The 25996-nt window shown below is 58.8% G+C and carries 23 protein-coding genes; 15 read left to right on the forward strand and 8 right to left on the reverse strand.

All coding sequences use genetic code 11. The features are described from left to right. Positions 1-21 precede the first annotated feature (21 nt). On the reverse strand, positions 22-762 hold the full coding sequence (gene hemD, locus MHZ89_RS18975) for a uroporphyrinogen-III synthase (protein ID WP_311784260.1): 741 nt from the start codon (positions 760-762) through the stop codon (positions 22-24). Further along, positions 759-1700: a hydroxymethylbilane synthase gene (gene hemC / locus MHZ89_RS18980; protein WP_311784261.1), complete on the reverse strand. Its 942-nt coding sequence runs from the start codon at positions 1698-1700 to the stop codon at positions 759-761. Before hemC ends, hemD begins: the two co-directional genes overlap by 4 nt. 317 nt (positions 1701-2017) lie before the next feature. On the opposite strand from hemC, the gene MHZ89_RS18985 reads away from it, so the two are divergent. The 8 genes from MHZ89_RS18985 (at position 2018) to corA (ending at position 11609) form a co-directional block, all read left to right on the forward strand. Continuing rightward, positions 2018-4576 carry a class I adenylate cyclase gene (locus MHZ89_RS18985; protein ID WP_311784262.1) on the forward strand — a complete coding sequence of 853 codons (2559 nt, stop codon included), beginning with the start codon at positions 2018-2020 and terminating at the stop codon, positions 4574-4576. Positions 4577-4710: 134 nt separating this feature from the next. Further along, positions 4711-4929 carry an LPS translocon maturation chaperone LptM gene (gene lptM / locus MHZ89_RS18990; protein WP_311784263.1) on the forward strand — a complete coding sequence of 73 codons (219 nt, stop codon included), beginning with the start codon at positions 4711-4713 and terminating at the stop codon, positions 4927-4929. Positions 4930-4958: 29 nt separating this feature from the next. Beyond that, positions 4959-5783 carry a diaminopimelate epimerase gene (gene dapF / locus MHZ89_RS18995; protein ID WP_311784264.1) on the forward strand — a complete coding sequence of 275 codons (825 nt, stop codon included), beginning with the start codon at positions 4959-4961 and terminating at the stop codon, positions 5781-5783. Next, entirely contained in the window at positions 5780-6484 is a 705-nt protein-coding gene (locus MHZ89_RS19000; protein ID WP_126690476.1) for a DUF484 domain-containing protein, read from the forward strand. Before dapF ends, MHZ89_RS19000 begins: the two co-directional genes overlap by 4 nt. Further along, positions 6481-7383, forward strand: a complete 903-nt coding sequence (gene xerC / locus MHZ89_RS19005; RefSeq protein WP_311784265.1) for a tyrosine recombinase XerC — start codon at positions 6481-6483, stop codon at positions 7381-7383. The genes MHZ89_RS19000 and xerC overlap by 4 nt, the downstream gene beginning before the upstream one ends. Continuing rightward, positions 7380-8096, forward strand: a complete 717-nt coding sequence (gene yigB / locus MHZ89_RS19010; protein ID WP_311784266.1) for a 5-amino-6-(5-phospho-D-ribitylamino)uracil phosphatase YigB — start codon at positions 7380-7382, stop codon at positions 8094-8096. Before xerC ends, yigB begins: the two co-directional genes overlap by 4 nt. Positions 8097-8194: 98 nt before the next feature. Further along, positions 8195-10357 (forward strand): DNA helicase II, encoded by a 2163-nt coding sequence (gene uvrD / locus MHZ89_RS19015; RefSeq protein ID WP_311784267.1) that lies wholly within the window; start codon positions 8195-8197, stop codon positions 10355-10357. A 298-nt stretch (positions 10358-10655) separates the two neighbouring features. Further along, positions 10656-11609 carry a magnesium/cobalt transporter CorA gene (corA, locus tag MHZ89_RS19020; protein WP_033754593.1) on the forward strand — a complete coding sequence of 318 codons (954 nt, stop codon included), beginning with the start codon at positions 10656-10658 and terminating at the stop codon, positions 11607-11609. Positions 11610-11778: 169 nt separating this feature from the next. Here corA and rarD read toward each other — a convergent pair whose 3' ends face one another. Together rarD and MHZ89_RS19030 are read right to left on the reverse strand one after the other, a co-directional pair. Continuing rightward, positions 11779-12690 (reverse strand): EamA family transporter RarD, encoded by a 912-nt coding sequence (gene rarD / locus MHZ89_RS19025; RefSeq protein ID WP_311784268.1) that lies wholly within the window; start codon positions 12688-12690, stop codon positions 11779-11781. 47 nt (positions 12691-12737) lie between these two features. After that, on the reverse strand, positions 12738-13208 hold the full coding sequence (locus MHZ89_RS19030) for a thioesterase family protein (RefSeq protein WP_120457922.1): 471 nt from the start codon (positions 13206-13208) through the stop codon (positions 12738-12740). 186 nt (positions 13209-13394) lie between these two features. On the opposite strand from MHZ89_RS19030, the gene pldA reads away from it, so the two are divergent. Genes pldA through rhtC form a run of 3 tightly spaced genes read left to right on the forward strand, consistent with a single transcriptional unit; the run spans position 13395 to position 16755 of the window. After that, positions 13395-14267: a phospholipase A gene (gene pldA, locus MHZ89_RS19035; RefSeq protein ID WP_120457919.1), complete on the forward strand. Its 873-nt coding sequence runs from the start codon at positions 13395-13397 to the stop codon at positions 14265-14267. Between the two features lie 25 nt (positions 14268-14292). Further along, positions 14293-16119 carry an ATP-dependent DNA helicase RecQ gene (gene recQ, locus MHZ89_RS19040; RefSeq protein ID WP_120457917.1) on the forward strand — a complete coding sequence of 609 codons (1827 nt, stop codon included), beginning with the start codon at positions 14293-14295 and terminating at the stop codon, positions 16117-16119. 12 nt (positions 16120-16131) lie between these two features. Further along, positions 16132-16755: a threonine export protein RhtC gene (gene rhtC, locus MHZ89_RS19045; RefSeq protein ID WP_311784269.1), complete on the forward strand. Its 624-nt coding sequence runs from the start codon at positions 16132-16134 to the stop codon at positions 16753-16755. A gap of 119 nt (positions 16756-16874) precedes the next feature. On the opposite strand, the gene rhtB is transcribed toward rhtC, so the two are convergent. Beyond that, a complete protein-coding gene (gene rhtB, locus MHZ89_RS19050; protein WP_120457911.1) occupies positions 16875-17498 on the reverse strand; it encodes a homoserine/homoserine lactone efflux protein in 624 nt (207 codons plus the stop codon). A 115-nt stretch (positions 17499-17613) separates the two neighbouring features. Between rhtB and pldB the strand changes: the two genes are divergently transcribed. Both pldB and yigL read left to right on the forward strand, forming a co-directional pair. After that, positions 17614-18597 (forward strand): lysophospholipase L2, encoded by a 984-nt coding sequence (gene pldB, locus MHZ89_RS19055; RefSeq protein ID WP_120457909.1) that lies wholly within the window; start codon positions 17614-17616, stop codon positions 18595-18597. 51 nt (positions 18598-18648) lie between these two features. Continuing rightward, entirely contained in the window at positions 18649-19449 is an 801-nt protein-coding gene (gene yigL, locus MHZ89_RS19060; protein WP_311784270.1) for a sugar/pyridoxal phosphate phosphatase YigL, read from the forward strand. 34 nt (positions 19450-19483) lie between these two features. Here yigL and glpT read toward each other — a convergent pair whose 3' ends face one another. Then, on the reverse strand, positions 19484-20827 hold the full coding sequence (gene glpT, locus MHZ89_RS19065; protein ID WP_311784271.1) for a glycerol-3-phosphate transporter: 1344 nt from the start codon (positions 20825-20827) through the stop codon (positions 19484-19486). Between the two features lie 326 nt (positions 20828-21153). Between glpT and MHZ89_RS19070 the strand changes: the two genes are divergently transcribed. Further along, positions 21154-22008, forward strand: coding sequence for a carboxylate/amino acid/amine transporter (locus MHZ89_RS19070; RefSeq protein WP_120457902.1), 855 nt, complete (start codon positions 21154-21156; stop codon positions 22006-22008). Between the two features lie 55 nt (positions 22009-22063). Here the strand turns inward: MHZ89_RS19070 and MHZ89_RS19075 are convergent, their stop codons facing one another. Both MHZ89_RS19075 and metR read right to left on the reverse strand, forming a co-directional pair. Continuing rightward, positions 22064-22546: a DUF1456 family protein gene (locus MHZ89_RS19075; protein WP_311784272.1), complete on the reverse strand. Its 483-nt coding sequence runs from the start codon at positions 22544-22546 to the stop codon at positions 22064-22066. A gap of 56 nt (positions 22547-22602) precedes the next feature. Next, positions 22603-23529, reverse strand: coding sequence for an HTH-type transcriptional regulator MetR (gene metR, locus MHZ89_RS19080; protein ID WP_311784273.1), 927 nt, complete (start codon positions 23527-23529; stop codon positions 22603-22605). Between the two features lie 144 nt (positions 23530-23673). On the opposite strand from metR, the gene metE reads away from it, so the two are divergent. Then, positions 23674-25944, forward strand: a complete 2271-nt coding sequence (gene metE / locus MHZ89_RS19085) for a 5-methyltetrahydropteroyltriglutamate--homocysteine S-methyltransferase (RefSeq protein WP_311784274.1) — start codon at positions 23674-23676, stop codon at positions 25942-25944. The last annotated feature ends 52 nt before the right edge of the window (positions 25945-25996 follow it).

The following is a 25996-nucleotide window of genomic DNA, read 5'->3' on the forward strand; positions in this document are numbered from 1 at the left end:
TGGCACATCCCATGATTAAGTTCAGCGTAACGCGCGCAGCAGCGCATCGTTATCGGCACCATCGGCTACCTGAATATCCTGCCAGCCCAGTTCACTGGCCAGCGTAGCCAAACGTTCGCTGACGACAACCAGTCGGCAGCGTAATAACCATTCCTCGCGATCGACTGCGGGGAACAGAGAAAAAAGCTGTTGTAACATTTCACCGCTGCTGACCACCAGCGTTGTGATGTCGCGGTTGCGCCAGCGTCGGCCTTCAACCGGGCCGTCGTAGTGCTTCTGACAGCGCTGGTAGCACTGGCTGAACGAGACTTCCGCACCGCGATCGGTCAGCGTTTCCGCCAGCAGTTCGCGCCCTGGATTTCCTCGTAAAATCAGCGCTTTCTTACCGGACACCCGCTGCAACGCCGCCATATTGATAAGCGCTTCGCTGGTTTCCTGCGCGTGCGGATAGTCAACGTGACGACCGCTGGCGGTATGAAACGCCAGCGCGGTGCTGCGACCAATTGCATAATAGTCCACGTCTGCGGGCCACGCTGCGTTGTGGCGCGCCAGCGCGGGCTGTGCATAGTGGATCACCTGCTGAGAAAGCAGAAAAACCAGGTCGTCCTTGCGTAACGCGGCAAGCTGTTGCGGCAGACGATCAAGGTCGCTGCCCGGCGCAAACTCAATCAGCGGCAGGCTCCACGCCTCGCGGCCAAGCGCGCGCAGGCGAGTCACCAGCGCGCTGGCTGCAGGCTCCGGGCGAGTGACCAGAATCGTCATAGCGGCGGCTGCCCCTGGTAAACGTCGCGCAGAATATCGCGCGCGCCTTTGCTGAGCAGCTCTTCGGCGAGAGAAATTCCCATCGCCTCCGCCTCGGCGCGCGGGCCGCGACGTTCGCCGCGCACCATTACGCTGCCGTCCGGCGCGCCGACCAGACCACGCAGCCACAGCTCGTCGCCTTCCAGCAGCGCAAAGCTGCCAATCGGCACCTGACAACCGCCTTCCAGGCGCGTGTTCATGGCGCGCTCGGCTTTGACGCACACGGCGGTATCGTCATGGTTAAGCGCCTGCAGCAGCCCGATCAGCTCGCTGTCGTCGAGGCGGCACTCAATGCCCACCGCACCCTGGCCGACAGCGGGCAGAGAAATTTCCGCTGGCAACGGCTGACGAATGCGCGCTTCAAGCTCCAGACGCTTCAGTCCGGCGGTCGCCAGAATAATGGCGTCATATTCGCCGGCGTCGAGCTTCGACAGGCGCGTCCCGACATTGCCGCGCAGCGAGCGGATCACCAGATCGGGACGGCGTTCGCTAATCTGGCTCTGGCGACGCAGGCTGGAGGTGCCCACCACCGCGCCCGCCGGCAGCTCATCAAGCGAGTTGTAGTGATTTGAGACGAAGGCGTCGCGCGGATCTTCGCGTTCGCAAATCGTGACCAGCCCTAATCCTTCTGGGAACGCGACCGGCACATCTTTCATTGAATGGACGGCGAGATCGGCGCGATTTTCCAGCATCGCCAGCTCAAGCTCTTTGACAAAGAGGCCCTTACCGCCCACTTTCGCCAGCGGCGTATCGAGAATGACGTCGCCTTTAGTGACCATAGGCACCAGCTCAACGCGCAGGCCCGGATGCGCGGCCATCAGGCGTTGCTGGACATAATGTGCCTGCCAGAGCGCAAGAGGACTTTGTCTTGTAGCAATTCTGAAAATTTTGTCTAACATGCTGTTAACCATTTTGATCGTTCACCGAATATCCTATCATTGTCGGCCTGAGGCTGACAGTTTCAACGGATTATTTGACCGGGCAGGCGGGAAGATTCGCCAGTTAAAAGAGGATGAAGCGGATACCGGTGTCCGAAAGCGCAGGAAGCGAACAGGAACGTGCTAAACTGTTAAGTAGCGCAACTTTCTTTACGGTCAATCTGCCAGGTGTTAGATTGATCACGTTTCCAGCAATAATCTGCCCATCTTTTTCGATTATTAAGCGGCAGGTTTCGGAGACAGGTTGCTTAAACACTGGGACAATCAGGCGAAACGTCTTGTACCTCTACATTGAGACACTGAAACAGAGACTGGATGCCATTAATCAGCTGCGCGTCGATCGCGCGCTGGCTGCGATGGGACCTGCTTTCCAGCACGTATACAGTCTGCTGCCGACCTTACTGCATTATCATCATCCGCTCATGCCGGGTTACTTTGACGGTAACGTTCCCCGCGGTATCAGCTTCTTCACGCCTGAAGAAAACCAGCTTCTGCTGATGCGCGAACTGGCGGGCGGCCAAGAACTGACGCTGGACGTGTCGCGCACCGGCGAAATGCCGATTACCGGCATCTACTCCATGGGCAGCACCTCGTCGGTCGGTCAGAACAGCGTCTCTGACCTCGATATCTGGGTCTGCCATCAATCCTGGCTGGACAACGAAGAGCGTCTCAACCTGCAGCGCAAATGCACGCTGTTGCAGAAGTGGTGCGTGTCGATGGGCGTGGAAGTCAGCTTCTTCCTGATTGATGAAAACCGCTTCCGCCATAATGAAAGCGGCAGTCTCGGCGCAGAAGACTGCGGCTCGACGCAACATATCCTGCTGCTGGATGAGTTCTACCGTACCGCCGTACGTATGGCGGGTAAACGCATCCTGTGGAATATGGTGCCCTGCGAAGAGGAACATCACTACGACGACTATGTGATGTCGCTTTATGCGCAGGGCGTGCTGACGCCTAACGAGTGGCTCGATCTTGGCGGACTCGGCACGCTGTCGGCGGAAGAGTATTTCGGCGCCAGCCTGTGGCAGCTCTATAAAAGTATCGACTCGCCCTATAAGGCGGTGCTGAAAACCCTGCTGCTGGAAGCGTACAGCTGGGAGTATCCCAACACGCAGCTGCTGGCGATGGATATTAAACAGCGTCTGCACGACGGCGAAATCGTCAGCTTTGGCCTTGATCCTTACTGCATGATGCTGGAGCGCGTGACGCACTATCTGACCAGCATGGACGATCAGCCGCGTCTCGATCTGGTGCGCCGCTGTTTCTATCTGAAAGTGTGCGAGAAGCTGAGTACCGACGAAAACAGCAGCCGCTCAGGCTGGCGACGCGAGATCCTGTCGCAGCTGGTGAAAGAGTGGGGCTGGGACGAGGAGAAACTGGCAATCCTCGATAATCGCGGCGGCTGGAAAATCGAACGCGTGCGCGAGGCGCATAACGAACTGCTGGATGCGATGATGCAGAGCTATCGCAACCTGATCCGTTTTGCCCGCCGCAACAATTTAAGCGTCAGCGCGAGTCCGCAGGATATCGGCGTGCTGACGCGTAAACTGTACGCCGCTTTTGAAGCGCTGCCTGGCAAAGTCACGCTGGTCAACCCGCAGATTTCGCCCGATCTGTCGGAAGAGAATCTCACCTTTATTCATGTCCCCGCTGGCCGCGCCAACCGCTCAGGCTGGTATCTCTATAACCAGGCGCCGGACATGAACTCAATCATCAGCCATCAGCCGCTGGAGTATAACCGCTACCTGAATAAGCTGGTGGCCTGGGCATGGTTCAACGGCTTGCTGACCAGCAAGACGCGTCTGCATATCAAAGGCAACGAGATCTGCGATCTGGCACGCCTGCAGGAGCTGGTGAACGACGTGTCGTCCCATTTTCCGCTGCGTCTGCCTGCGCCGACGCCGAAAGCGCTCTACAGCCCATGCGAAATCCGCCATCTGGCGATTATCGTCAACCTTGAGCACGATCCGACCTCCGCTTTCCGCAACCAGGTGGTGCATTTCGATTTCCGTAAGCTCGACGTCTTTAGCTTCGGTCAACAGCAGCAGTGCCTGATCGGCAGCATCGATCTGCTCTACCGCAACTCGTGGAATGAAGTGCGTACGCTGCACTTCAACGGCGAGCAGGCGATGATCGAGGCGTTAAAAACCATTCTGGGCAAAATGCACCAGGACGCTGCGCCGCCGGACACGGTTGAAGTGTTCTGCTACAGCCAGCATCTGCGCGGGCTGATCCGCACGCGCGTTCAGCAACTCGTCTCTGAATGCATTGAGCTGCGTCTCTCCAGCACGCGTCAGGAGCCGGGCCGCTTTAAGGCGCTGCGCATGGCTGGCCAGACGTGGGGACTCTTCTTTGAGCGCATGAGCGTCTCGGTACAGAAGCTGGAAAATGCCGTGGAGTTTTACGGCGCGATCTCCAACAACAAGCTGCACGGTCTGTCGATCAAAGTGGAGTCGAACCAGACGCCGCTGCCGCCGGTGGTGAACGGCTACGCCAGCGAAGGCATTATTCAGTTCTTCTTCGAAGACACCACCGACGAGCAGGGTTTCAATATCTATATTCTGGATGAAACCAACCGCGTCGAGGTCTATCACCACTGCGAAGGCAGCAAAGAGGAGCTGGTGCGCGACGTCAGCCGTTTTTACTCCTCTTCGCACGATCGTTTTACCTACGGCTCCAGCTTTATCAACTTTAACCTGCCGCAGTTCTACCAGATCGTAAATACCGGCGAACGCTTCCAGGTTATCCCGTTCCGCAGCCAGACGCTGGCCCAGCTCTGCGCCACGCAGCCGGATAACGACAACGGCGACTATCAGCCGCGCTACCAGGTACACTGACGCCGCGTTCGCCGCGCGGCCCTTTCCTTGCCGAACTGTCACCGCGCGCACGCGAATTGCGGGGATTTCCTGTTGCTTTTCCATCTTCAACTGCGATGATAAGCAACCAGGTTAAGGACAAAAGAGCAGAAGAGATGAAGAGAGTAAAAAGCCTGTTGGCAATGGCGCTGGCGCTGACGAGCCTGGCAGGCTGTGGACTAAAAGGACCGCTTTACTTCCCGCCCGCTAACCAGCCGAAAACGCAAACCCCACAGCAAGCTGAGCAGCAGAAAAAGCAGCAGCAACAGCGAGCGGCGCAGGCGGATACGCGTGGACTGGTGAGCGGCGGCAACGCCAGCATGACAGCAGAATAATTGTAATGGCGCACCCGGCGGAGCAAAAAATGCAGTTCTCCAAAATGCACGGACTCGGCAACGATTTCATGGTTGTGGATGCCGTGACGCAAAACGTCTTTTTCTCGCCGGAGCTGATTCGCCGGCTGGCGGATCGCCATCTGGGGATCGGTTTCGATCAGCTACTGATCGTCGAGCCGCCTTACGATCCCGATCTCGACTTCCACTACCGCATTTTCAACGCCGACGGCAGCGAAGTGGCGCAGTGCGGCAACGGCGCGCGCTGCTTTGCCCGCTTTGTGCGGCTGAAAGGCCTGACCAACAAAAGCGAGATCCGCGTCAGCACCCAGACCGGCCGCATGGTATTGAGCGTGACGCCGGACGAACTGGTGCGCGTCAATATGGGCGAGCCTAACTTCGAGCCGCAGCAGGTGCCGTTCCGCGCCAATAAGGCGGAAAATCTCTATCTGCTGCGCGTTGCCGAACAGACGGTGATGTTCGGCGCGGTATCCATGGGCAATCCGCACTGCGTGATCCAGGTCGACAGCGTGCAGACCGCCGCGGTCGAAACGCTTGGCCCGGCGCTGGAAAGCCACGAGCGCTTTCCCGAACGCGTCAACGTCGGCTTTATGGAAGTGGTGTCGTCGGAGCATATTCGCCTGCGCGTCTACGAGCGCGGCGCGGGCGAAACCCAGGCGTGCGGTAGCGGCGCTTGCGCCGCGGTAGCCTGCGGCATTCAGCAGGGCATTCTGTCGCCGAAGGTGCGCGTCGATTTGCCCGGCGGCATGCTGCATATCGCCTGGAAAGGAGCCGGTCAGCCGCTGTTTATGACCGGACCCGCCACACACGTATACGATGGGTTTATTCATTTATGAAAAATATCGAAGAGCAGGCTGATAATACTCTCCTGCTGGACGATCAGGCCGTTAACGATTATCTGCAGCAAAATCCTGACTTCTTTATCCGCAACGCCCGCCAGGTCGAACAGATGGCGGTGCCGCATCCGGTACGCGGCAGCGTATCGCTGGTGGAGTGGCATATGGCGCGCCAGCGCAACCATATTCAGCGGCTGGAGGAAGAGATCACGCTGCTGATGGAGCAGGCCAGCGCCAACCATGAGCTGTTCGATCGGCTACTGGCGCTGCAGGGACATCTGGCGGCGGCCGATTCGCTGCAGGAGATGCTTAATCGCCTGCAACGCTGGGCGCGCGAGCTGGGTCTGGCCGGCGCTAATCTGCGCCTCTTTGCCGACCAGTGGCGGCTGGGCGCACCCTCTGAGTTCGTGCAGCTCAGCCTGTCGCGTCAGGCGTTTGAACCGCTGCGCATCCAGCGTTTCGGTCAGCAGCACCATTTTCTCGGCAGCCTGAACGGCCCCGAACTGCTGCTCTTGCTGCCGCAGGCCAAGGCGATCGGTTCGGTGGCGATGTCGCTTATGGGCGAGCGCGGCGAACTGGGCGTACTGATTTTCAGCAGCCGCGACAGCCAGCACTATCAGGCTGGTATGGGCACGCTGCTGTTGCAGCATCTGGCGCAGATGATGCCGGAACTGCTGTCGCGCTGGGTAGAACGCGCATGAGCGCGCTCCTGGCCGTCGTCGATGAATTCCTGCGCTACCTCAAGGTTGAGCGCCAGCTCAGCCCGCTGACGCAGGAGAACTACGCGCGCCAGCTGGCGGCGCTGACGAAGATGGCCGAAGAGATGAAGCTGGACGACTGGGCGAAGCTGGAGCCTGCGCAGGTGCGCAGCATGGCATCACGCAGTCGCCGCGCCGGTTTAGGCGCCAGCAGCCTCGCGCTGCGGCTTTCGGCGTTGCGCAGTTTTCTCGACTGGCAGGTCAGCCAGGGCCGGCTCTCCGCCAATCCCGCTAAAGGCGTCACCACGCCACGCAACGCGCGTCACCTGCCGAAGAATATCGACGTCGATGAGGTCAATCAGCTGCTGGAGATCGACCTTAACGATCCGCTGGCGGTGCGCGACCGCGCGATGCTGGAGGTGATGTACGGCGGCGGGCTGCGTTTGTCGGAGCTGGTTAATATGGACTGCCGGCACGTCGATCTTGAGGCGGGCGAAGTCTGGGTCGTAGGAAAAGGCAGCAAGGAGCGTCGCGTGCCGATCGGCCGCACCGCCGTTGCCTGGCTGGAGCGCTGGCTGCCGCTGCGCGCCAGCTTCGGCGGCGAGGATGACGCGCTGTTCCTCTCCAGCCGCGGACGCCGGATTTCGGCGCGTAACGTGCAGAAGCGCTTCGCCGAATGGGGCGTTAAACAGGGCGTCGCCAGCCACATCCATCCGCACAAGCTGCGTCACTCGTTCGCCACCCATCTGCTGGAGTCGAGCGGCGATCTGCGCGCAGTGCAGGAGTTGCTGGGCCACGCCAACCTCTCAACGACACAGATCTATACCCATCTCGATTTCCAGCATCTGGCGACGGTGTATGATGCTGCGCATCCCCGCGCCAAACGAGGAAAGAACGAATGAAGTTTTACCGTCCGTTACGCGCCATTAAGGCTATCACTTTCGATCTCGACGATACGCTCTACGACAACTATCCGGTGATCCGCAAAACCACCGCTGAAGCGCACGCGGCGCTGCAGGCCTGGCATCCGTCGCTGCGCGAATTTACGCCGCAGGACTATCAGAAGCTGCGCGACGAATTGCTGGCGCGCGAGCCGGATATTTACCACGACGTCTCAGAGTGGCGTCGACGCTCGGTCGAGCTGGCGCTGCTGAACGTCGGTCTTTCGGCGCAGGAGGCGACGACCGGCGCTGAAGAGATCATGAACGTATTCCATCACTGGCGCAGTCAGGTAGAGATGCCGGAAGAGACGCATCAGACGCTGAAAGCGCTCGGCGAAAAAGTCCCGCTGGTGGCGATCACCAACGGCAACGCGCGTCCGGAACAGCTCGGTATCGCCGACTATTTTCAGTTCACGCTGCGCGCCGGGCCGGACGGCCGCGCGAAGCCTTATCAGGATATGTACCATCTCGCCGCGCAGCGTCTCGGCCTCGCGCCGGAAGCGATCCTGCACGTGGGCGACGATCTGACCACCGATGTGGCTGGCGCGTTGCGCTGCGGTATGCAGGCGTGCTGGATCAATCTGCGCGGCGGCAACCTGATGCACATTGCCGATGCGCGCCTGGTGCCGCATGTGGAAATTTCGCGATTGGCATCCCTGACCTCACTGTTATAATGGCTGTAGATTTATCCAGTCGTACCCTGAGTCATGCGCCTTGCTGCAAGCCGAATGATTCAGGGTTCGCTTTTTGTTTTCTTTAGTGAACGGTGCTTATGGACGTTTCTGATCTGCTCAACGGTTTGAATGACAAACAGCGCGAAGCCGTGGCGGCGCCGCGCGGCAACCTGCTGGTGCTGGCAGGCGCGGGCAGCGGAAAAACACGCGTCCTGGTGCACCGCATCGCCTGGCTGCTGTCGGTGGAGAACTGCTCGCCTTATTCCATTATGGCGGTGACCTTTACCAACAAAGCGGCGGCGGAGATGCGCCACCGTATTGAGCAGCTGATCGGCACCAGCCAGGGCGGCATGTGGATCGGCACCTTCCACGGCCTGGCGCATCGTCTGCTGCGCGCCCACCATCTCGACGCTGGCTTGCCGCAGGATTTTCAGATCCTCGACAGTGAAGATCAGCTGCGCCTGCTGAAACGCCTGATTAAGGCGATGAATCTGGATGAGAAGCAGTGGCCCGCGCGTCAGGGCATGTGGTACATCAACGGCAAAAAAGATGAAGGGCTGCGCCCGAAGCATATTGAAAGCTATGGCAATCCGGTAGAGCAGACCTGGCTACGCATCTATCAGGCCTATCAGGAAGCCTGCGATCGCGCCGGGCTGGTCGATTTCGCCGAGCTGCTGCTGCGCGCCCATGAGCTATGGCTGCATAAGCCGCATATTCTCAATCACTATCGGGAACGCTTCAGCAATATTCTGGTGGATGAGTTTCAGGACACCAACAACATTCAGTACGCCTGGATCCGCATGCTGGCGGGCGACAGCGGCCGCGTGATTATCGTCGGCGACGACGATCAGTCGATTTATGGCTGGCGTGGCGCACAGGTCGAGAACATTCAGCGTTTCCTGCAGGATTTCCCGGCGGCGGAAACCATTCGCCTTGAGCAGAACTATCGCTCTACCAATAATATCCTGAAGTCAGCTAACGCCCTGATTGCCAATAACAATGGCCGTCTCGGCAAAGAGCTGTGGACCGACGGCACTGACGGCGATCCTATTTCGATCTACTGCGCCTTTAACGAGCTGGACGAAGCGCGCTTTGTGGTCAACCGTATCAAAACCTGGCAGGAGAACGGCAACGCCCTGCAGGACTGCGCCATTCTCTACCGCAGCAACGCCCAGTCGCGCGTGCTGGAAGAGGCGCTGCTGCAGAGCAGCATGCCGTACCGCATTTATGGCGGCATGCGCTTCTTCGAGCGTCAGGAGATTAAAGACGCGCTCGCCTATCTGCGCCTGATCGCCAACCGCAACGACGATGCGGCCTTCGAGCGTGTGGTCAATACGCCGACGCGCGGCGTGGGCGATCGCACGCTTGACGTGGTGCGCCAGACCGCGCGCGAACGGCAGATGACGCTGTGGCAGGCGACGCGCGAACTGCTGCAAACCAAAGCGCTGGCGGGGCGTGCGGCCTCGGCACTGCAGCGCTTCTGCGAGCTGGTCGATTCGCTGGCGAGCGAAACCGCCGAAATGCCGCTGCATGTGCAAACCGACCGCGTGATTAAAGATTCCGGCTTGTGGGTTATGTATGAGCAGGAGAAAGGCGAAAAGGGCCAGGCGCGTATTGAAAACCTTGAGGAACTGGTGACGGCGACGCGCCAGTTCAGCTACCAGGATGAAGACGAAGATCTGATGCCGCTGCAGGCGTTTCTGTCGCACGCCGCGCTGGAGGCGGGCGAAGGCCAGGCCGATAAGTGGCAGGACGCGGTGCAGCTGATGACGCTGCACTCGGCCAAGGGGCTGGAGTTTAGCCAGGTCTTTATCGTCGGTATGGAAGAGGGGATGTTCCCAAGCCAGATGTCGCTGGATGAGGGCGGGCGTCTGGAAGAGGAGCGTCGCCTTGCCTATGTTGGCGTGACGCGCGCCATGCTGAAGCTGACGCTGACCTATGCCGAGACGCGACGCCTCTACGGCAAAGAGGTCTATCACCGGCCGTCGCGCTTTATCGGCGAGCTGCCGGAAGAGTGCATTGAAGAGGTACGCCTGCGCGCCAGCGTTAGCCGCCCCGTCAACCATCAGCGTATGGGCACGCCGGTCTCGAAAAGCGACAGCGGCTTTTCGCTGGGACAGCGCGTGAAGCATGCGAAATTCGGCGAAGGCACCATTATCAATCTGGAAGGCAGCGGCGAGCACAGCCGCGTTCAGGTGGCGTTTCAGGGCCAGGGTATCAAGTGGCTGGTGGCCGCCTATGCGAAGCTGGAAACTGCTTAGTCACCGGTTGACGACTTTTTCGTCTCAGCGTAACATGCGCGCACTATTATCAAGAGAGGACAATGCCTTGGACACGCCCAGTCGATGCTGGCTCAGTCACCTGGTTACCAGGAATAACATCTAAGGCTACCTCTTTTTGCTGGTAGCCTTAGCGGTTATCAGCGACCTCCCTTTTTTATCCCGTCGCATGAGTCAGCACTGATTCACCTTTTGAACGAGCGTTTCCGTGTTCAGGCGTTTGCCGTGGCCGACTGGCCAGCGGCCTTGTCCCATTAAGTCTGCAATGGGGAGTATTGCTATGCTGAGCGCATTTAAACTGGATCGCAGCCGCCTGACGCGTCTGGAGCTGGAAGACGAAAACGACAAACTGACCACCTCGGTCTGGGTCGATCTGATCGAGCCGGAAGAGGGCGAGCGCGACCGCGTGCAGAGCGAGCTGGGCCAGAGCCTGGCTACGCGTCCGGAGCTGGAGGATATTGAAGCCTCGGCGCGTTTCTTCGAAGATGAAGACGGGCTGCATATCCACTCTTTCTTCTTTTATGAAGATGCGGAAGACCACGCCGGCAACTCCACCGTGGCGTTCACCATTCGTGAAGGGCGCCTCTATACGCTGCGCGAGCGCGAGCTGCCTGCGTTTCGCCTTTACCGTATGCGCGCCCGCAATCAGACGCTGATCGACGGCAACGCCTTCGAACTGCTGCTGGATCTGTTTGAGACTAAAATCGAACAGCTGGCGGATGAGATCGAGAACATCTATAGCGCGCTGGAGAAGCTCAGCCGCGTGATTATGGAAGGGCAGCAGGGCGAAGAGTATGACCAGGCGCTGTCGCGTCTCGCCGAGCTGGAAGATATCGGCTGGAAGGTGCGGCTGTGTCTGATGGATACCCAGCGCGCGCTTAATTTCCTGGTGCGCAAGGCGCGTCTGCCGAACAACCAGCTGGAGCAGGCGCGCGAGATCCTGCGCGATATCGAGTCGCTGCTGCCGCATAACGAATCGCTGTTCCAGAAGGTCAACTTCCTGATGCAGGCGGCGATGGGTTTTATCAACATCGAGCAGAACCGCATTATCAAGATCTTCTCGGTGGTGTCGGTTGTCTTCCTGCCGCCGACGCTGGTGGCCTCCAGCTACGGCATGAACTTTGAATTTATGCCGGAGCTGAAGTGGAGCTTTGGTTATCCCGCGGCGATTGGCCTGATGATCCTCGCCGGTCTGGCGCCTTATCTCTACTTTAAGCGCAAGAACTGGCTGTAATCGTTCATCAGCGGACGGAGAATCCGGAGCTTACGCGAACAGCAAGAACCGCTCGCCAAGACGCAAAAAACGGCATTCCTGCCAAAGCGTCCCGCGCCCTCCCTGGCGCGGGACGCTTTGCTTTTGGGCCTGTGTCATTCGCGTTTTGACATTTTTACGCGCGGTTGGATTAAATAACCCGCTGCTTTATCGCGCGTCGGCTACGCAGCGTCGCCACCACCGCATCGAAAATAAACACCGCCAGCGCCAGCCAGATAAAGCCAAACGTCACCATCTTGTCGGGCGTAATGGTCTCGCCGTAAAACAGCACCGCCAGCAGGAACATCAGCGTCGGGCCGAGGTACTGGAAAAAGCCGACGGTGGAAAGACGCAGTCGCGTACAGGCGGCGGCAAACAGCATCAGCGGAATCGTCGTCACGATGCCTGCCGCGACCAGCTTAAGGTTCAGACTCAGCGGATTGGCGCTCAGGTGGCTGGTTGGCGTATCGGCGACGCCGAACAGATAGATCGCCGCCAGCGGAAACAGCCACAGCGTTTCAATCAGCATGCCGCTCTGCGCATCGACCTGAATTTTTTTGCGCACCAGTCCATAAAAGGCGAAGCTCAGCGCCAGGCCCAGCGCGATCAGCGGCACCGAGCCGAACTTCCACAGCTGCACCAGCACGCCGATGGTCGCCAGCGCTACCGCCAGCCACTGCAATCGCCGGAAGCGCTCGCGCAGGAACAGCATGCCGAGCACCACGTTAATTAGCGGGTTAATAAAGTAGCCGAGGCTCGCTTCCAGCATATGCTGGTTATTCACCGCCCAGATAAACAGCAGCCAGTTGCCGCCGATGGTTACGGCGGTCAGCGCCAGCAGCAGCACCTTCTTCGGCTGCGCCAGCACGCTGCGCACCTGGCCCCAGCTGCGGCTCAGGCTAATCAACACCAGCATAAAGAGTGCTGACCAGATCACACGGTGCGTCATGATCTCTGTCGGCGGAACGGTTTTGACCAGCTTGAAGTAGGCCGGAGCGATGCCCCAGATAAAGTAGGCGCCGAGCGCGAAGCCTATGCCCTGGCGAGTTTGTTGCGTATCCATAGATAGAAAGCGTCCGCAAAAAGTCGATTCTCGCATGGCGTCCGCGATTAACCAATCAAATAGGTCGCCGTCGCCGTGGCAATATAGTCGCCCTGCTGGTTATGCAACTCGACGCGCGCCACCGCTACCTTATTTCCGGCGCGCAGCAGGCTGCTGGTGGCGGTAAAGCGTTCGCCGCGGCCAGGGCGCAGATAGTCAACGCGCATATCGATGGTGCCCATGCGCGAAAGGCGTTGACGCAGCTCCTCTTCGCTAATGGTTTCCGCGCGCGTCAGGGCGTTGCTGACGCAGACCATACCGGCGGCGACATCCAGCACCGAGGCGATAACGCCGCCGTGAAGGATCTGCTGCGCCGCATTGCCGATGAGCATGGTTTTACTGGCGAAGCTGATTTCAGCGTAGTCGCTCTCCAGCCGATCCAGCTCCAGGCCGAGCGCCTGGTTGAAGGGCATATGATAAACAAAGATTTCGCCCACCATCCGGCGGGCTTCATGCTGAGACAACAGCACTGATGACATGACGATATTCCTGCGAACACGCCGTTAAGGGCGCGAAATGTTAACGAGTTGTGTATTCTAAGCTGCGCGCGAAGGGGTTTCCAGTTTCAGAAATCAGCGCTCATCTTCACCGCATTTTGCGTGTAGAATGGCCTCCTTTTTATGACTCCCCATTCATTTGACACGCAGCCTTCATCGGAGAAAGTTATGCGCAAGCATCGCGCCTTGTTAGCAGCCGCCCTGTTATTTCCTGCGCTGGCGCTGGCTGAGGAAGCCACCGTTAAAGATGTCCACGACACCCCTCAGGTGCGCGGCAGCATTATCGCCAACCTGCTGGAGAAGCACGACAATCCGTTTGTGCTCTACCCGTATGAGAGCAACTATCTGCTCTACACCTACACCAGCGACTTGAATAAAGAGGCGATCTCCTCATATAACTGGGCAGATAATGCGCGTAAAGATGAAGTGAAATTTCAGCTCAGTCTGGCGTTTCCGCTGTGGCGCGGTATTCTGGGGGATAACTCCGTACTGGCGGCTTCCTATACGCAGCGCTCCTGGTGGCAGCTGTCGAACCGCGGCGAATCGTCGCCGTTTCGCGAAACCAACTACGAGCCGCAGATTTTCCTCGGCTGGGCTACGGATTATGACTTCGCCGGCTGGACGCTGCGCGATGTTGAAATGGGCTTCAATCACCAGTCCAACGGCCGCAGCGATCCAACTTCGCGCAGCTGGAACCGCGTCTACGCGCGCCTGATGGCGCAGAACGGTAACTTCCTCGCCGAAGTAAAACCCTGGTATCGCATACCGGACAGTGAAGACGATAACCCGGATATTACTAAATATATGGGCTACTACCGTCTTAAACTGGGCTATATCGCCGGCGACAATATCTTCAGCGTGGAAGGCAACTACAACTGGAACACCGGTTTTGGCGGCGCGACGCTGGGCTGGAGCTATCCGATCAGCGAACACGTTCGTTTCTATACCCAGGTGTTTAGCGGTTATGGCGAGTCGCTTATCGACTACAACCATCGCCAGACGCGTGTCGGCGTCGGCGTCATGCTAAACGATCTGTTCTGACTCTCCGGAAAACAACAGGAATACAGTGGCAATCTCGGTAGTACATAATCAGGAGTCGCTGGCGCAGCAGGTATTGCAGGATACCTTCGGCTATCAGCATTTTCGTCCCGGTCAGCAAACCATTATCAATGCGGCGCTGAGCGGTCGGGATTGTCTGGTCGTTATGCCCACCGGCGGCGGTAAATCGCTCTGCTATCAGATCCCCGCGCTGGTGCAAGACGGGCTGACGCTGGTGGTGTCGCCGCTGATCTCGCTGATGAAAGATCAGGTGGATCAGCTGCTGGCGAACGGTGTGGCGGCGGCGTGCCTCAACTCCACCATGACGCGCGAGCAGCAACAGCAGGTAATGGCGGATTGCCGCACCGGCCGCGTCAAGCTGCTCTATATCGCGCCTGAGCGTCTGATGATGGACAACTTCCTTGAGAGCCTGGCGCACTGGCAGCCTGCGATGCTGGCGGTCGACGAGGCGCACTGTATTTCGCAGTGGGGTCACGATTTCCGTCCCGAATATGGCGCGCTGGGCCAGCTGCGCCAGCGTTTCCCGCAGCTGCCGGTCATGGCGCTGACCGCCACCGCCGACGAAACCACGCGCAACGACATTGTGCACCTGCTGCATATGCAGGACCCGCTGATTCAGATCAGCAGTTTCGATCGTCCCAATATTCGCTACACGCTGGTTGAAAAGTTCAAGCCCACTGAGCAGCTGCTGCGCTACGTTCAGGATCAGCGCGGCAAGAGCGGCATTATCTACTGCAACAGCCGCGCCAAAGTGGAAGACACTGCCGCGCGTCTGCAAAGCCGCGGGCTGAGCGTTGGTGCCTATCATGCGGGCATCGACAGCGCGCAGCGCGCGCGCGTGCAGGAGGCGTTTCAGCGCGACGATCTGCAGATCGTGGTGGCGACGGTCGCGTTCGGTATGGGCATCAACAAGCCCAACGTGCGCTTCGTGGTGCACTTCGATATTCCACGCAATATCGAATCCTACTATCAGGAAACCGGTCGCGCCGGACGCGACGGGCTGCCGGCCGAAGCAATGATGCTTTACGATCCGGCGGATATGGCGTGGCTGCGCAAATGCCTGGAAGAGAAAGCGCCAGGCCCGCTGCAGGATATTGAACGCCATAAGCTCAACGCTATGGGCGCGTTCGCCGAAGCGCAAACCTGCCGCCGTCTGGTGTTGCTTAACTATTTCGGTGAAGGGCGCCAGCAGCCGTGTGACAACTGCGATATCTGTCTGGATCCGCCAAAGCGTTACGATGGTCTGGTCGAGGCGCAGAAAGCGCTCTCCAGCATCTATCGCGTCGGGCAGCGTTTCGGCATGGGCTATATAGTGGAAGTGCTGCGCGGCGCTAACAACCAGCGCATCCGCGAGCAGGGCCATGACAAGCTGCCGGTGTACGGTATCGGCCGCGAGCAGAGCCATGAACACTGGGTCAGCGTGCTGCGCCAGCTGATCCATCTTGGGTTAGTGACGCAGAATATCGCCATGCACTCCGCGCTGCAGCTGACGGAAGCGGCGCGCCCGGTGCTGCGCGGCGAAGTGCCGCTGATGCTGGCGGTGCCGCGTCTGAACGCGGCGAAGCCGAAGAGCAGCAGCTCGCCGAAAATTTACGGCGGCAATTACGATCGTAAACTGTTCGCCAAGTTGCGCAAGCTGCGTAAAGCCATTGCCGACGAGGAGAACATTCCGCCCTACGTGGTGTTTAACGACGCCACGCTGATTGAGATGGCAGAGCAGATGCCGGTCACGGCGTCGGAGATGCTGAGCGTCAACGGCGTCGGCCACCGCAAACTGGAGCGCTTTGGCAAACCCTTCCTGGTAATGATCAAAGAGCATCTTGATGAAGAGTAAAGGATACTACCCATGCTGATGTTATTTGCTACGGTCGCGCTGGTGCATCTGGTTGCGCTGATGAGCCCTGGCCCGGACTTCTTTTTCGTTTCGCAAACCGCTGCCAGCCGCTCGCGCAAAGAGGCGATGATGGGCGTACTGGGCATTACGCTGGGGATCGTTATCTGGGCGGGCGTCGCGCTGATGGGTCTGCACCTGATCCTGGAGAAAATGGCGTGGCTGCATCAGATTATAATGATCGGCGGCGGTCTCTATCTGCTGTGGATGGGCTGGCAGCTGCTCAGTTCGGCGCGTCAGCGCCATAAACAGCCGGTGCAGGATGCCCCGGTGGTAGAGTTGCCGAAAAAGGGCAGAAGCTTTCTGAAAGGCTTTCTTACTAACCTCTCCAATCCAAAAGCGATTATCTACTTCGGCAGCGTATTCTCGCTGTTCGTCGGCAACGACGTCGGCTCGCTGGAGCGCTGGGGCTTGTTTCTGCTGATCGTCGGCGAAACCTTTGCATGGTTTACGCTGGTGGCAGCGATTTTCGCTCTGCCGTGGATGCGCGACAAGTATCAGCGCGCGGCGAAATGGGTTGATGGCGTGGCGGGCGTGTTGTTCGCCGGTTTCGGCATTCACCTTATCCTTTCACGCTAGAGCCTGGCTTACTTGCCAGCTTGCGGTTGGGCAGTGCTCGTCATCCTCACGTACTCACTGTACGCTGCGGTGACTGCGCGCTGTCCGCCCGCAATCTGACTGGTGCTCTCGTTACATCTTTATGCGATTTTTCTCGCGCTGGCTAACAGCACGCCGACCGCCATAAATAATCCGCCGAAAATACGGTTAAGCAGCTTCATCTGCTTCGGTCCCTTAATCCAGGCGGCAATGCGCGTGGCTAAAGTGGCATAGCCAATCATCACGATAATATCGACGACAATGGTGGTCGCGCCGAGCACCAGATACTGCATCGCCTGCGGCTGGTGTGGCAGAATAAACTGCGGAAACAGCGCGGCGAGAAACACGATGCTTTTCGGGTTGGTGAGGTTCACCAGCACCGCCCGCTTAAACAGACGGCGGCGCGGCATCGCTTTGGCTACCGCATCCAGATCGATCGCGCCTGCAGAGCGCCACTGCTGAATGCCGAGCCACACCAGATAGGCCGCGCCCGCCCACTTAAGGATTTCGAACGCCAGCAGCGACTGCGAAAAGAGCGCCCCCAGACCGATCCCCACCAGCACAATATGAATCGCCAGCCCAAGCTGCAGACCGCTAATAGAGGCCGCCGCGCCGCGATAGCCGTGGCTGATGCCGGTGCTCATGGTATTAATCGCGCCGGAGCCAGGCGAAAGGCTGAGGATAGTGGTGGTAAGAAGGTAGGTCAGCCACCATTCAGTGGTCATGGGTTGCGCTCCCTGTCTGGGCGGAAATGTGACACAATACGCCAGAAACAAGCGCGGCGCTACGGGCTGCATGCGCGGCCTGTTACTCTTTAATCGCGCATCTGCAGGGGGTTGGATGGAACGACATAAAGCGAGCTGGCTCAATCGCGAAAAAGCCTTTGCTGCCTTCGCACACGGTCCGCTGCTCGACTTCTGGCACCGCCGCGAAGAGCGTGAATTTATCGGCGTGGAAAACGTCACGCTGCGCTATGTGCGTTTCACTGCACCGCAACATAAGCGCGTTATCCTTATCGTACCTGGACGTATTGAAAGCTACGTCAAATATCCTGAACTCGCATATGACCTGTTTCACTGCGGCTTTGACGTGGTGATCCTCGATCATCGCGGGCAGGGACGTTCCGATCGTCTGCTGCAGGATACCCATCGCGGCCATGTTGTAGAGTTCACGCACTACGTGGATGATTTAGAGACTCTCTACCTGAAAGAGATCGTTGGCGGACATTACCAGCGCCGTTACGCGCTGGCGCATTCGATGGGCGGCGCGATCCTGGCGCTGTTTCTGGCGCGTCAGCCGCAGGCGTTTCACGCCGTAACGCTGGTGGCGCCGATGTTCGGCATCGCGCTGCCGATGCCCTCGTTCCTGGCGAACCGCATCCTTGACTGGGCGGAAAAGCGACCGGCGATCCGCGATGGCTATGCGCTCGGCACTGGGCGCTGGCGCGCTCATCCGTTCGGCATCAATCGCCTGACGCACAGCGCGGAGCGCTACCGCCGCAGCCTGCGCTTTTACGCTGACGATCCCGCTATCCGCGTGGGCGGCCCGACCTATCACTGGGTGCGCGAAGGCATCCATGCCGGGCGCAATATCCTGAGCGTGGCAAACACTATCACTACGCCGGTCCTGCTGCTGCAGGCAGGCGACGACCGCGTAGTGGATAACCGTTCGCAGGATCTCTTCTGCGCGGCGATGGCGCAGGCGGGTCATCGATGCGAGACGCGCCTGATTAAAGAAGCGCGCCATGAAATCCTGTTTGAAAAAGATGCCATGCGCGCTGAGGCGCTCAACGCGCTGGTCGATTTTTTCGAGGCGCACCCGTAATTCGAATCGCTACCTTACCGGCTACGGCCTAAAACAATACCTGAGGTTTTCATGTTTCAAATCGTCGCATCCGATCTGGATGGCACGCTGCTCTCTCCTGAACATCGCCTGACGCCTTACGCCCACGATATTCTGCAACAGCTGGTGGCGCGCGATATCCACTTTGTTTTCGCTACCGGACGTCATTACATCGACGTGGGGCAGATGCGCGACAAGCTGGGCATTCCCGCTTATATGATTACCTCTAACGGCGCGCGCGTGCACAATGCCGAGGGCGAACTGGTCTTCAGCCACAATCTTGACGAAGATATCGCGCTGGAGCTTTACGAACTGCACTACGCCAGTCCCGCGATCCTGACGCACGTCTACCGCGACGATGAGTGGTTTATGAGCCGCGCGCATCCGGCGGAACAGGACTATTTTCGCGAGTCCGTATTCACTTATCAGGTTTATGAGCCAGGCATGCTGCCCGGCGATAATATCAGCAAGGTCTTTTTCACCAGCGACGATCCCGACGCGCTCATTCCGCTTGAGCTGGCGCTGCAGGCGCGCTGGGGCGATCGCGTCAACGTCAGCTTTTCGCTGCCTACCTGCCTGGAGGTGATGGCGGGCGGTGTGTCGAAAGGGCACGCGCTGGAAGCGGTGGCGAAACAGCTTGGGCACTCGCTAAAAGGGTGTATCGCCTTCGGCGACGGCATGAATGACGTAGAGATGCTGAGCATGGCGGGCAAAGGCTGCATTATGCGCAACGCCCATCAGCGGCTGAAAGATACGCTGCCTGGCCTGGAAGTGATTGGCAGCAATGCGGAAGACGCTGTGCCGCATACGCTGCGCACGCTGTTTTTATCCTGACGGCAAAGGGCCGGCGCGATGCCGGCCCCTTTAGCTATGACGCCAGTTGCTGCTTGTGTTTGCGTTCGTTAATCATGGTTAACAGCAGCAGGATCACCGCCAGTACGCAGCCCACCACCATCACCAGAAAGCCGCCGTTCCAGCCGAAAAAGTCAACGGTATAGCCCACAATGGCGCTGGCCGCGACCGATCCGCCGAGATAGCCGAACAGGCCAGTAAAGCCTGCTGCGGTGCCCGCCGCTTTTTTCGGTGCCAGCTCCAGCGCATGCAGACCGATCAGCATCACCGGGCCGTAAATCAAAAAGCCGATCACGATCATACAGGCCATATCCACGCCAGGATTGCCCGCCGGATTAAACCAGTAAACTACCGTGGCGATGGTCACCAGCGTCATAAAGAAGACGCCGGTCGCGCCGCGGTTCCCCTTGAACACTTTATCCGACATCCAGCCGCACAGCAGCGTGCCGGGGATCCCGGCGTACTCGTAAAAGAAGTAGGCCCAGGAAGACTTATCCAGCGTGAAGTGCTTCACCTCTTTCAGATAGGTCGGCGACCAGTCGAGAATGCCGTAGCGCAGCAAATAGACAAAGACGTTGGCCAGCGCGATATACCACAGCAGCTTATTGGGCAGCACATACTGGGTGAAAATCTGCTTCGCCGTCAGCTCCTCTTCATGTGTGGCGCTGTAGTCCGGCGGGTAGTCATTTTTGTACGCCTCAATCGGCGGCAACCCGCAGGACTGCGGCGTGTCGCGCATCAGCGCAAAGGCGATCAGCGCCACGGCGATGGCGGCGAAAGCGGGCATATAGAGCGCCGCTTTCCAGTCGCTGAACCAGGCCATACCAACCAGGAACAGCAGCGGCGGAAGGCCGCCGCCGACGTTATGGGCACAGTTCCACACCGAGACGATGCCACCGCGCTCTTTCTGCGACCACCAGTGCACCATCGTGCGTCCGCAGGGGGGCCAGCCCATACCCTGGAACCAGCCGCAAATAAACAGCAGGGCGAACATCACCATAATGCTGGAGGTCGCCCAGGGCACGAAGCCCATTATCAGCATTACCGCGGCGGCGAGGATCAGCCCGGCAGGCAAGAAGACGCGCGGATTAGAGCGATCCGAGACCGAACCCATAATGAATTTCGAGAAGCCGTACGCAATTGAAATGCCGGAAAGCGCAAAGCCGAGATCGCCGCGCGAGAAGCCTTGCTCTACCAGATAGGGCATCGCCAGCGCGAAGTTTTTGCGTACCAGATAGTAGGCGGCGTAGCCAAAGAAGATCCCGAAGAAGATCTGCCAGCGCAGGCGGCGATATAAAGGATCAACCTGATCGTCCGCTACCTGCGGTCGATGAGGCGCGGGTTTAAAGATACTCAGCATAGCTGCCCTCCCAGGCGGTATTGTCGTTATAAGAATTGGAAATGAGCGGATATGCCCAGAGGTTGCGCCGTCATGTTCCTTTTCGCGTCAATTGTGGCGTTTTTCGCGCATGCTGGCTGTGACAGTTGACACATTTGTTACACTTTTATGACAATCACGCTGAATTAAATTCACACAAAGGTGTTAAACGCGCCTGGCTGATAAAACGACCGGGTGCAATGTACGCTAAACGTCTTGTTTGTGAACAGTTGTCAACCAGAAAGCGCCGCGTGCGCAGAGGACATTGATTACACTAGCCGCCTCTCTCTTTTTTCAGGATTGACGCTGTGCTGTTACTGATCGTTACCACCATTCTTTGGGCTTTTTCGTTTAGCCTGATCGGAGAATATCTGGCGGGGCAGGTAGATACCTGGTTCTCCGTCCTGATGCGCCTGGCGCTGGCGGCGCTGGTGTTTTTACCCTTTCTGCGCTGGCGCGGCTACCGTCCGTCCACGCTGCTGCTCTATATGCTGGTGGGCATGCTTCAGCTTGGCATCATGTATCTGATCAGCTTCGAGGCTTACCTTTACCTCAGCGTATCGGAGTTCCTGCTGTTTACCGTCATGACGCCGCTCTATGTCACCCTGATTTATGATCTGATCAGCAAACGGCCGCTGCGTATCGGCTATGCCTTCAGCGCGCTGCTGGCGGTTGCGGGCGCGGCGATTATTCGCTATGACAAGGTCAGCGATCATTTCTGGCTGGGTCTGCTGCTGGTGCAGCTGGCGAATATCTGCTTTGCCGTAGGCATGGTGGGTTACAAGCGTCTCCAGGAAACCCGGCCAATGCCGCAGCACACCGCCTTTTCCTGGTTTTATCTCGGCGCGGTGCTGATTGCGATTATCGCCTGGTGTCTCTGGGGCAACGCCGCGAAGCTGCCGACCACCTCGCTACAGTGGGGCATTCTGGTCTGGCTGGGCGTGGCGGCGTCAGGGCTGGGCTACTTTATGTGGAACTACGGCGCCACGCAGGTGGATGCGGGCACGCTGGGCATTATGAACAATATGCACGTTCCGGCGGGGCTGCTGGTCAACCTGGCTATCTGGCAGCAGAAGCCGCACTGGCCCAGTTTTATCGCCGGGGCGCTGGTGATTTTCGCCTCGCTGTATGTGCATAAGCGCTGGGTAGTACGCAATAACTAGAGCCGGCAGTCAGGGCAGGAGCCAGACAGGCTTCACGCCCTGACTGAGGTTGGGATTATTTTGATTTCGCCGCCTGCGTTGGGCGCAGCGTCAGCGTCAGACCCTTCAAAAAATTCCGCATAATCTGGTCGCCGCATTCGCGATAGTTTTTGTGATCCGGCTTGCGGAAAATCGCGCCTATTTCAGCCTGGGAAACCGAGAAGTTGGCTTTAGCCAGCACCGCCGGAATATCGCTGGTCTTCAGATCGAAAGCGATACGCAGTTTTTTCATAAAGATATTGTTGTTCATCCGACGCTCGATTGAGGGCGCGGGCGCATCTTCGCTTTTGCCGCGGCGGAAGAAAATCAGGCCGTTAAGAAAGTAGCCCATCAGCACGTCCGGCAGCGCTTTATAGGCGGCGTCATCCTCTTTTTTCAGCCAGGCCTGCACGTCGCTCAGCTCGACCTCACAGTCGGTCAGTGCGAAAATCTCCACCACTTTGGCATCGCTTAAATCCAGCATAAAGCGCACGCTGCGCAAAATATCGTTATTGGTCATGGTGAGATTTTCTCATGGTCGTTTAACAGGCTGCGCATTATAGGGGAAATTGCGGCTCAGCGTTGCAAAATCGCGCCGGGATGCGCGGCATCGCGCACGAAAGGCAGATGTTCGCAGGCGTGCTGGCGCGCAAAGCGGATAAAGGCTTCCAGCACCGGCTGACGCTGCTCGCCGTCACGAACGGCGGCATAGAGGCGGCTCCACAAACCTCCGCCCAGCGTTTTCGTCACGATCAATCCTTGCTTTTCAAAGCTCTCTACGACCCAGTGCGGCAGCGCGGCGATACCCATGCGCGCCGAGACCATCTGAATCAGCAGCAGCGTGTTGTCGACGCTTTTCAGCGCCGGGCTGACGCCCGCCGGCTGAAGAAAATGCCGCCAGATATCCAGCCGCTGGCGCTGTACCGGATAGATGAGCAACACCTCTTGCGCCAGCTCCTCCGGCGTAATGTGTTCGACCTGCGCCAGCGGATGATCCGGCGCCAGCACCAGCCGCACTTCGAAATCGAACATCGGCGTGTAGTGCAGGCCGCTGCGCGGCAGGATATCCGAGGTGAGCACCACGTCCAGTTCGCCCTGCTGCAGCGCAGGCTGCGGGTCGAAAGTGACGCCCGATTTGAAATCCATCACCACCTGCGGCCAGCTCTTGCGGAAATTATCCAGCGCGGGCGTCAGCCACTGTATGCAGCTGTGGCACTCAATAGCGATGCGCAGCGTCGCCTGGTGCGGCTCGTGACACGCCTGCAGCGCCTGCTGGATCTGCGGCAGCACCTGCTCTGCCAGCTGTAGCAGGATCTCGCCCTGCGGCGTGAAGCGCAGCGGCTGACTTTTACGCACGAACAGGCGGAATCCCAGCCGCTGTTCGAGATCGCTGAACTGATGAGACAACGCGGATTGCGTCTGATGAAGCTGCGCGGCGGCGGCGGCCAGCGAGCCAGTATTACGCAGAGCCTGAAGCGTCCGCAGGTGCTTGAGTTCGATCATGAGAGTCCTTCACATCGAGATTGAACAATTTGCGCTTGAGGAACATACACTACCCGCAGAATATAGCGGTGTAAACATCTGGACGGCTAAACATCCTTTGGCTTCCAGGCGAAGCCTAAGAGAGAGACTACTGGAGAAGAGCAAATGACTATTCTGAACCATACCCTTGGCTTTCCCCGCGTCGGTCTGCGTCGTGAACTGAAAAAAGCGCAGGAGAGCTACTGGGCGGGCAACGCCACTCAGCAAGAGCTGCTGGCCGTGGGCCGCGAGCTGCGCGCCCGTCACTGGCAGCAGCAGAAGGAGGCGGGCGTTGACCTGGTGCCGGTCGGCGATTTCGCCTGGTACGATCATGTGCTGACCACCAGCCTGATGCTGGGCAACGTACCGGCGCGCCATCAGAATAGAGACGGCTCCGTCGATCTCGATACCCTGTTCCGCATTGGGCGCGGCCGCGCGCCGACCGGCGAACCGGCCGCCGCCGGCGAGATGACCAAATGGTTTAACACCAACTATCACTACATCGTGCCGGAGTTCACTAAAGGCCAGCAGTTCAAACTGACCTGGACGCAGCTGCTGGACGAAGTGGACGAAGCGCTGGCGCTGGGCCATAAGGTGAAACCCGTCCTGCTCGGCCCGGTGACCTGGCTCTGGTTAGGCAAAGTCAAAGGCGAGCCGTTCGATCGTCTGTCGCTGCTGAATGCCGTTCTGCCGGTTTATCAGCAGGTACTGGCCGAGCTGAAAAAACGCGATATTGAGTGGGTACAGATTGATGAGCCTGCGCTGGCGCTGGAACTGCCGCGGGCGTGGCGCGACGCGTTCAAACCCGCTTATAACGCGCTGCAGGGCAACGTGAAGCTGCTGCTGACCACCTATTTCGACAGCATCGGCCAGAATCTTGACGTGATCCGCGACCTGCCGGTGCAGGGGCTGCATGTGGATCTGGTGCATGGTCACGACGATATCGACCAGCTCAATCAGCAGCTGCCTGCGGAGTGGTTGCTGTCGCTTGGCGTCATCAACGGCCGCAACGTATGGCGCGCCGATCTGAGCCGCTGGTTCGAGCGTCTGCAGCCGCTGGTCGGCAAGCGCAACCGGTTGTGGATTGGCTCCTCTTGTTCGCTGTTGCACAGTCCAATCGACCTGAGCGTTGAGACGCGCCTTGATGACGAAGTGAAAAGCTGGTTCGCCTTCGCGCTGCAAAAATGCGGCGAGCTGAAGCTGCTGAGCGATGCGCTCAACCACAACGACGCGGCCTCGCTGGAGGCCTGGAGCGCGCCGATCCGCAACCGCGCTCACTCCAGCCGTGTGCACAATGCCGCGGTCGGTAAACGTCTGGCAGCGATCTCCGCGCAGGATACCGAGCGTCAAAGCCCCTATGCCGAACGCGCCAGCAAGCAGCGCAACCGCTTTAATCTGCCCGCCTGGCCGACCACCACCATTGGCTCCTTCCCGCAGACCCCTGAAATTCGCGGTCTGCGTCTCGACTTCAAAAAAGGCAACATCGACGGCGGCAACTACCGCACCGGCATCGCGGAACATATCAGGCAGGCGATCCTTGAGCAGGAGCGTCTGGGCCTTGACGTGCTGGTTCACGGCGAAGCTGAGCGTAACGATATGGTGGAATACTTCGGCGAAAACCTCGACGGCTTTGTGTTCACGCAAAACGGCTGGGTACAGAGCTACGGCTCGCGCTGCGTCAAGCCGCCGGTCATTATCGGCGACGTTAGCCGTCCGCAGCCGATTACCGTGGAGTGGGCGAAGTACGCGCAGTCGCTTACCGACAAGCCGGTAAAAGGGATGCTGACTGGCCCGGTGACTATTCTCTGCTGGTCTTTCCCGCGTGAAGACGTATCGCGCGAAACCATTGCGAAGCAGATCGCACTGGCGCTGCGCGACGAGGTGGCAGATCTCGAAGCGGCGGGCATCGGCATTATCCAGATTGATGAACCGGCGCTGCGCGAGGGTCTGCCGCTGCACCAGTCCGACTGGGCCGCCTATCTGAAGTGGGCGGTAGACGCCTTCCGTCTTAACGCCGCCGTGGCGAAAGATGACACGCAGATCCACACCCATATGTGCTACTGCGAGTTCAACGACATCATGGACGCTATCGCGGCGCTGGATGCGGACGTTATTACCATCGAAACCTCACGTTCCGATATGGATTTGCTGGAGTCCTTTAAAGCCTTTGAGTATCCGAACGAAATCGGCCCCGGCGTTTACGATATTCATTCGCCCAACGTGCCGAGCGTTGAGTGGATGGAAAACCTGCTGCGTAAAGCGGCGCAGAGCATTCCGCGTGAGCGTCTGTGGGTTAATCCGGACTGCGGGTTGAAAACGCGCGGCTGGACGGAAACCCGTCAGGCGCTGGCGAACATGGTGGAAGCGGCGAGGAAACTGCGCGGCGAAGCCGCCTGATTTTGCTGTGTGTTGTTGATATTGGGGCGCTGTGCGCCCCCTTTTTGTATGG

The sequence above is a fragment of the Pantoea sp. ACRSB genome, from assembly GCF_022346905.1.
GTDB lineage: Bacteria > Pseudomonadota > Gammaproteobacteria > Enterobacterales > Enterobacteriaceae > Pantoea > Pantoea piersonii.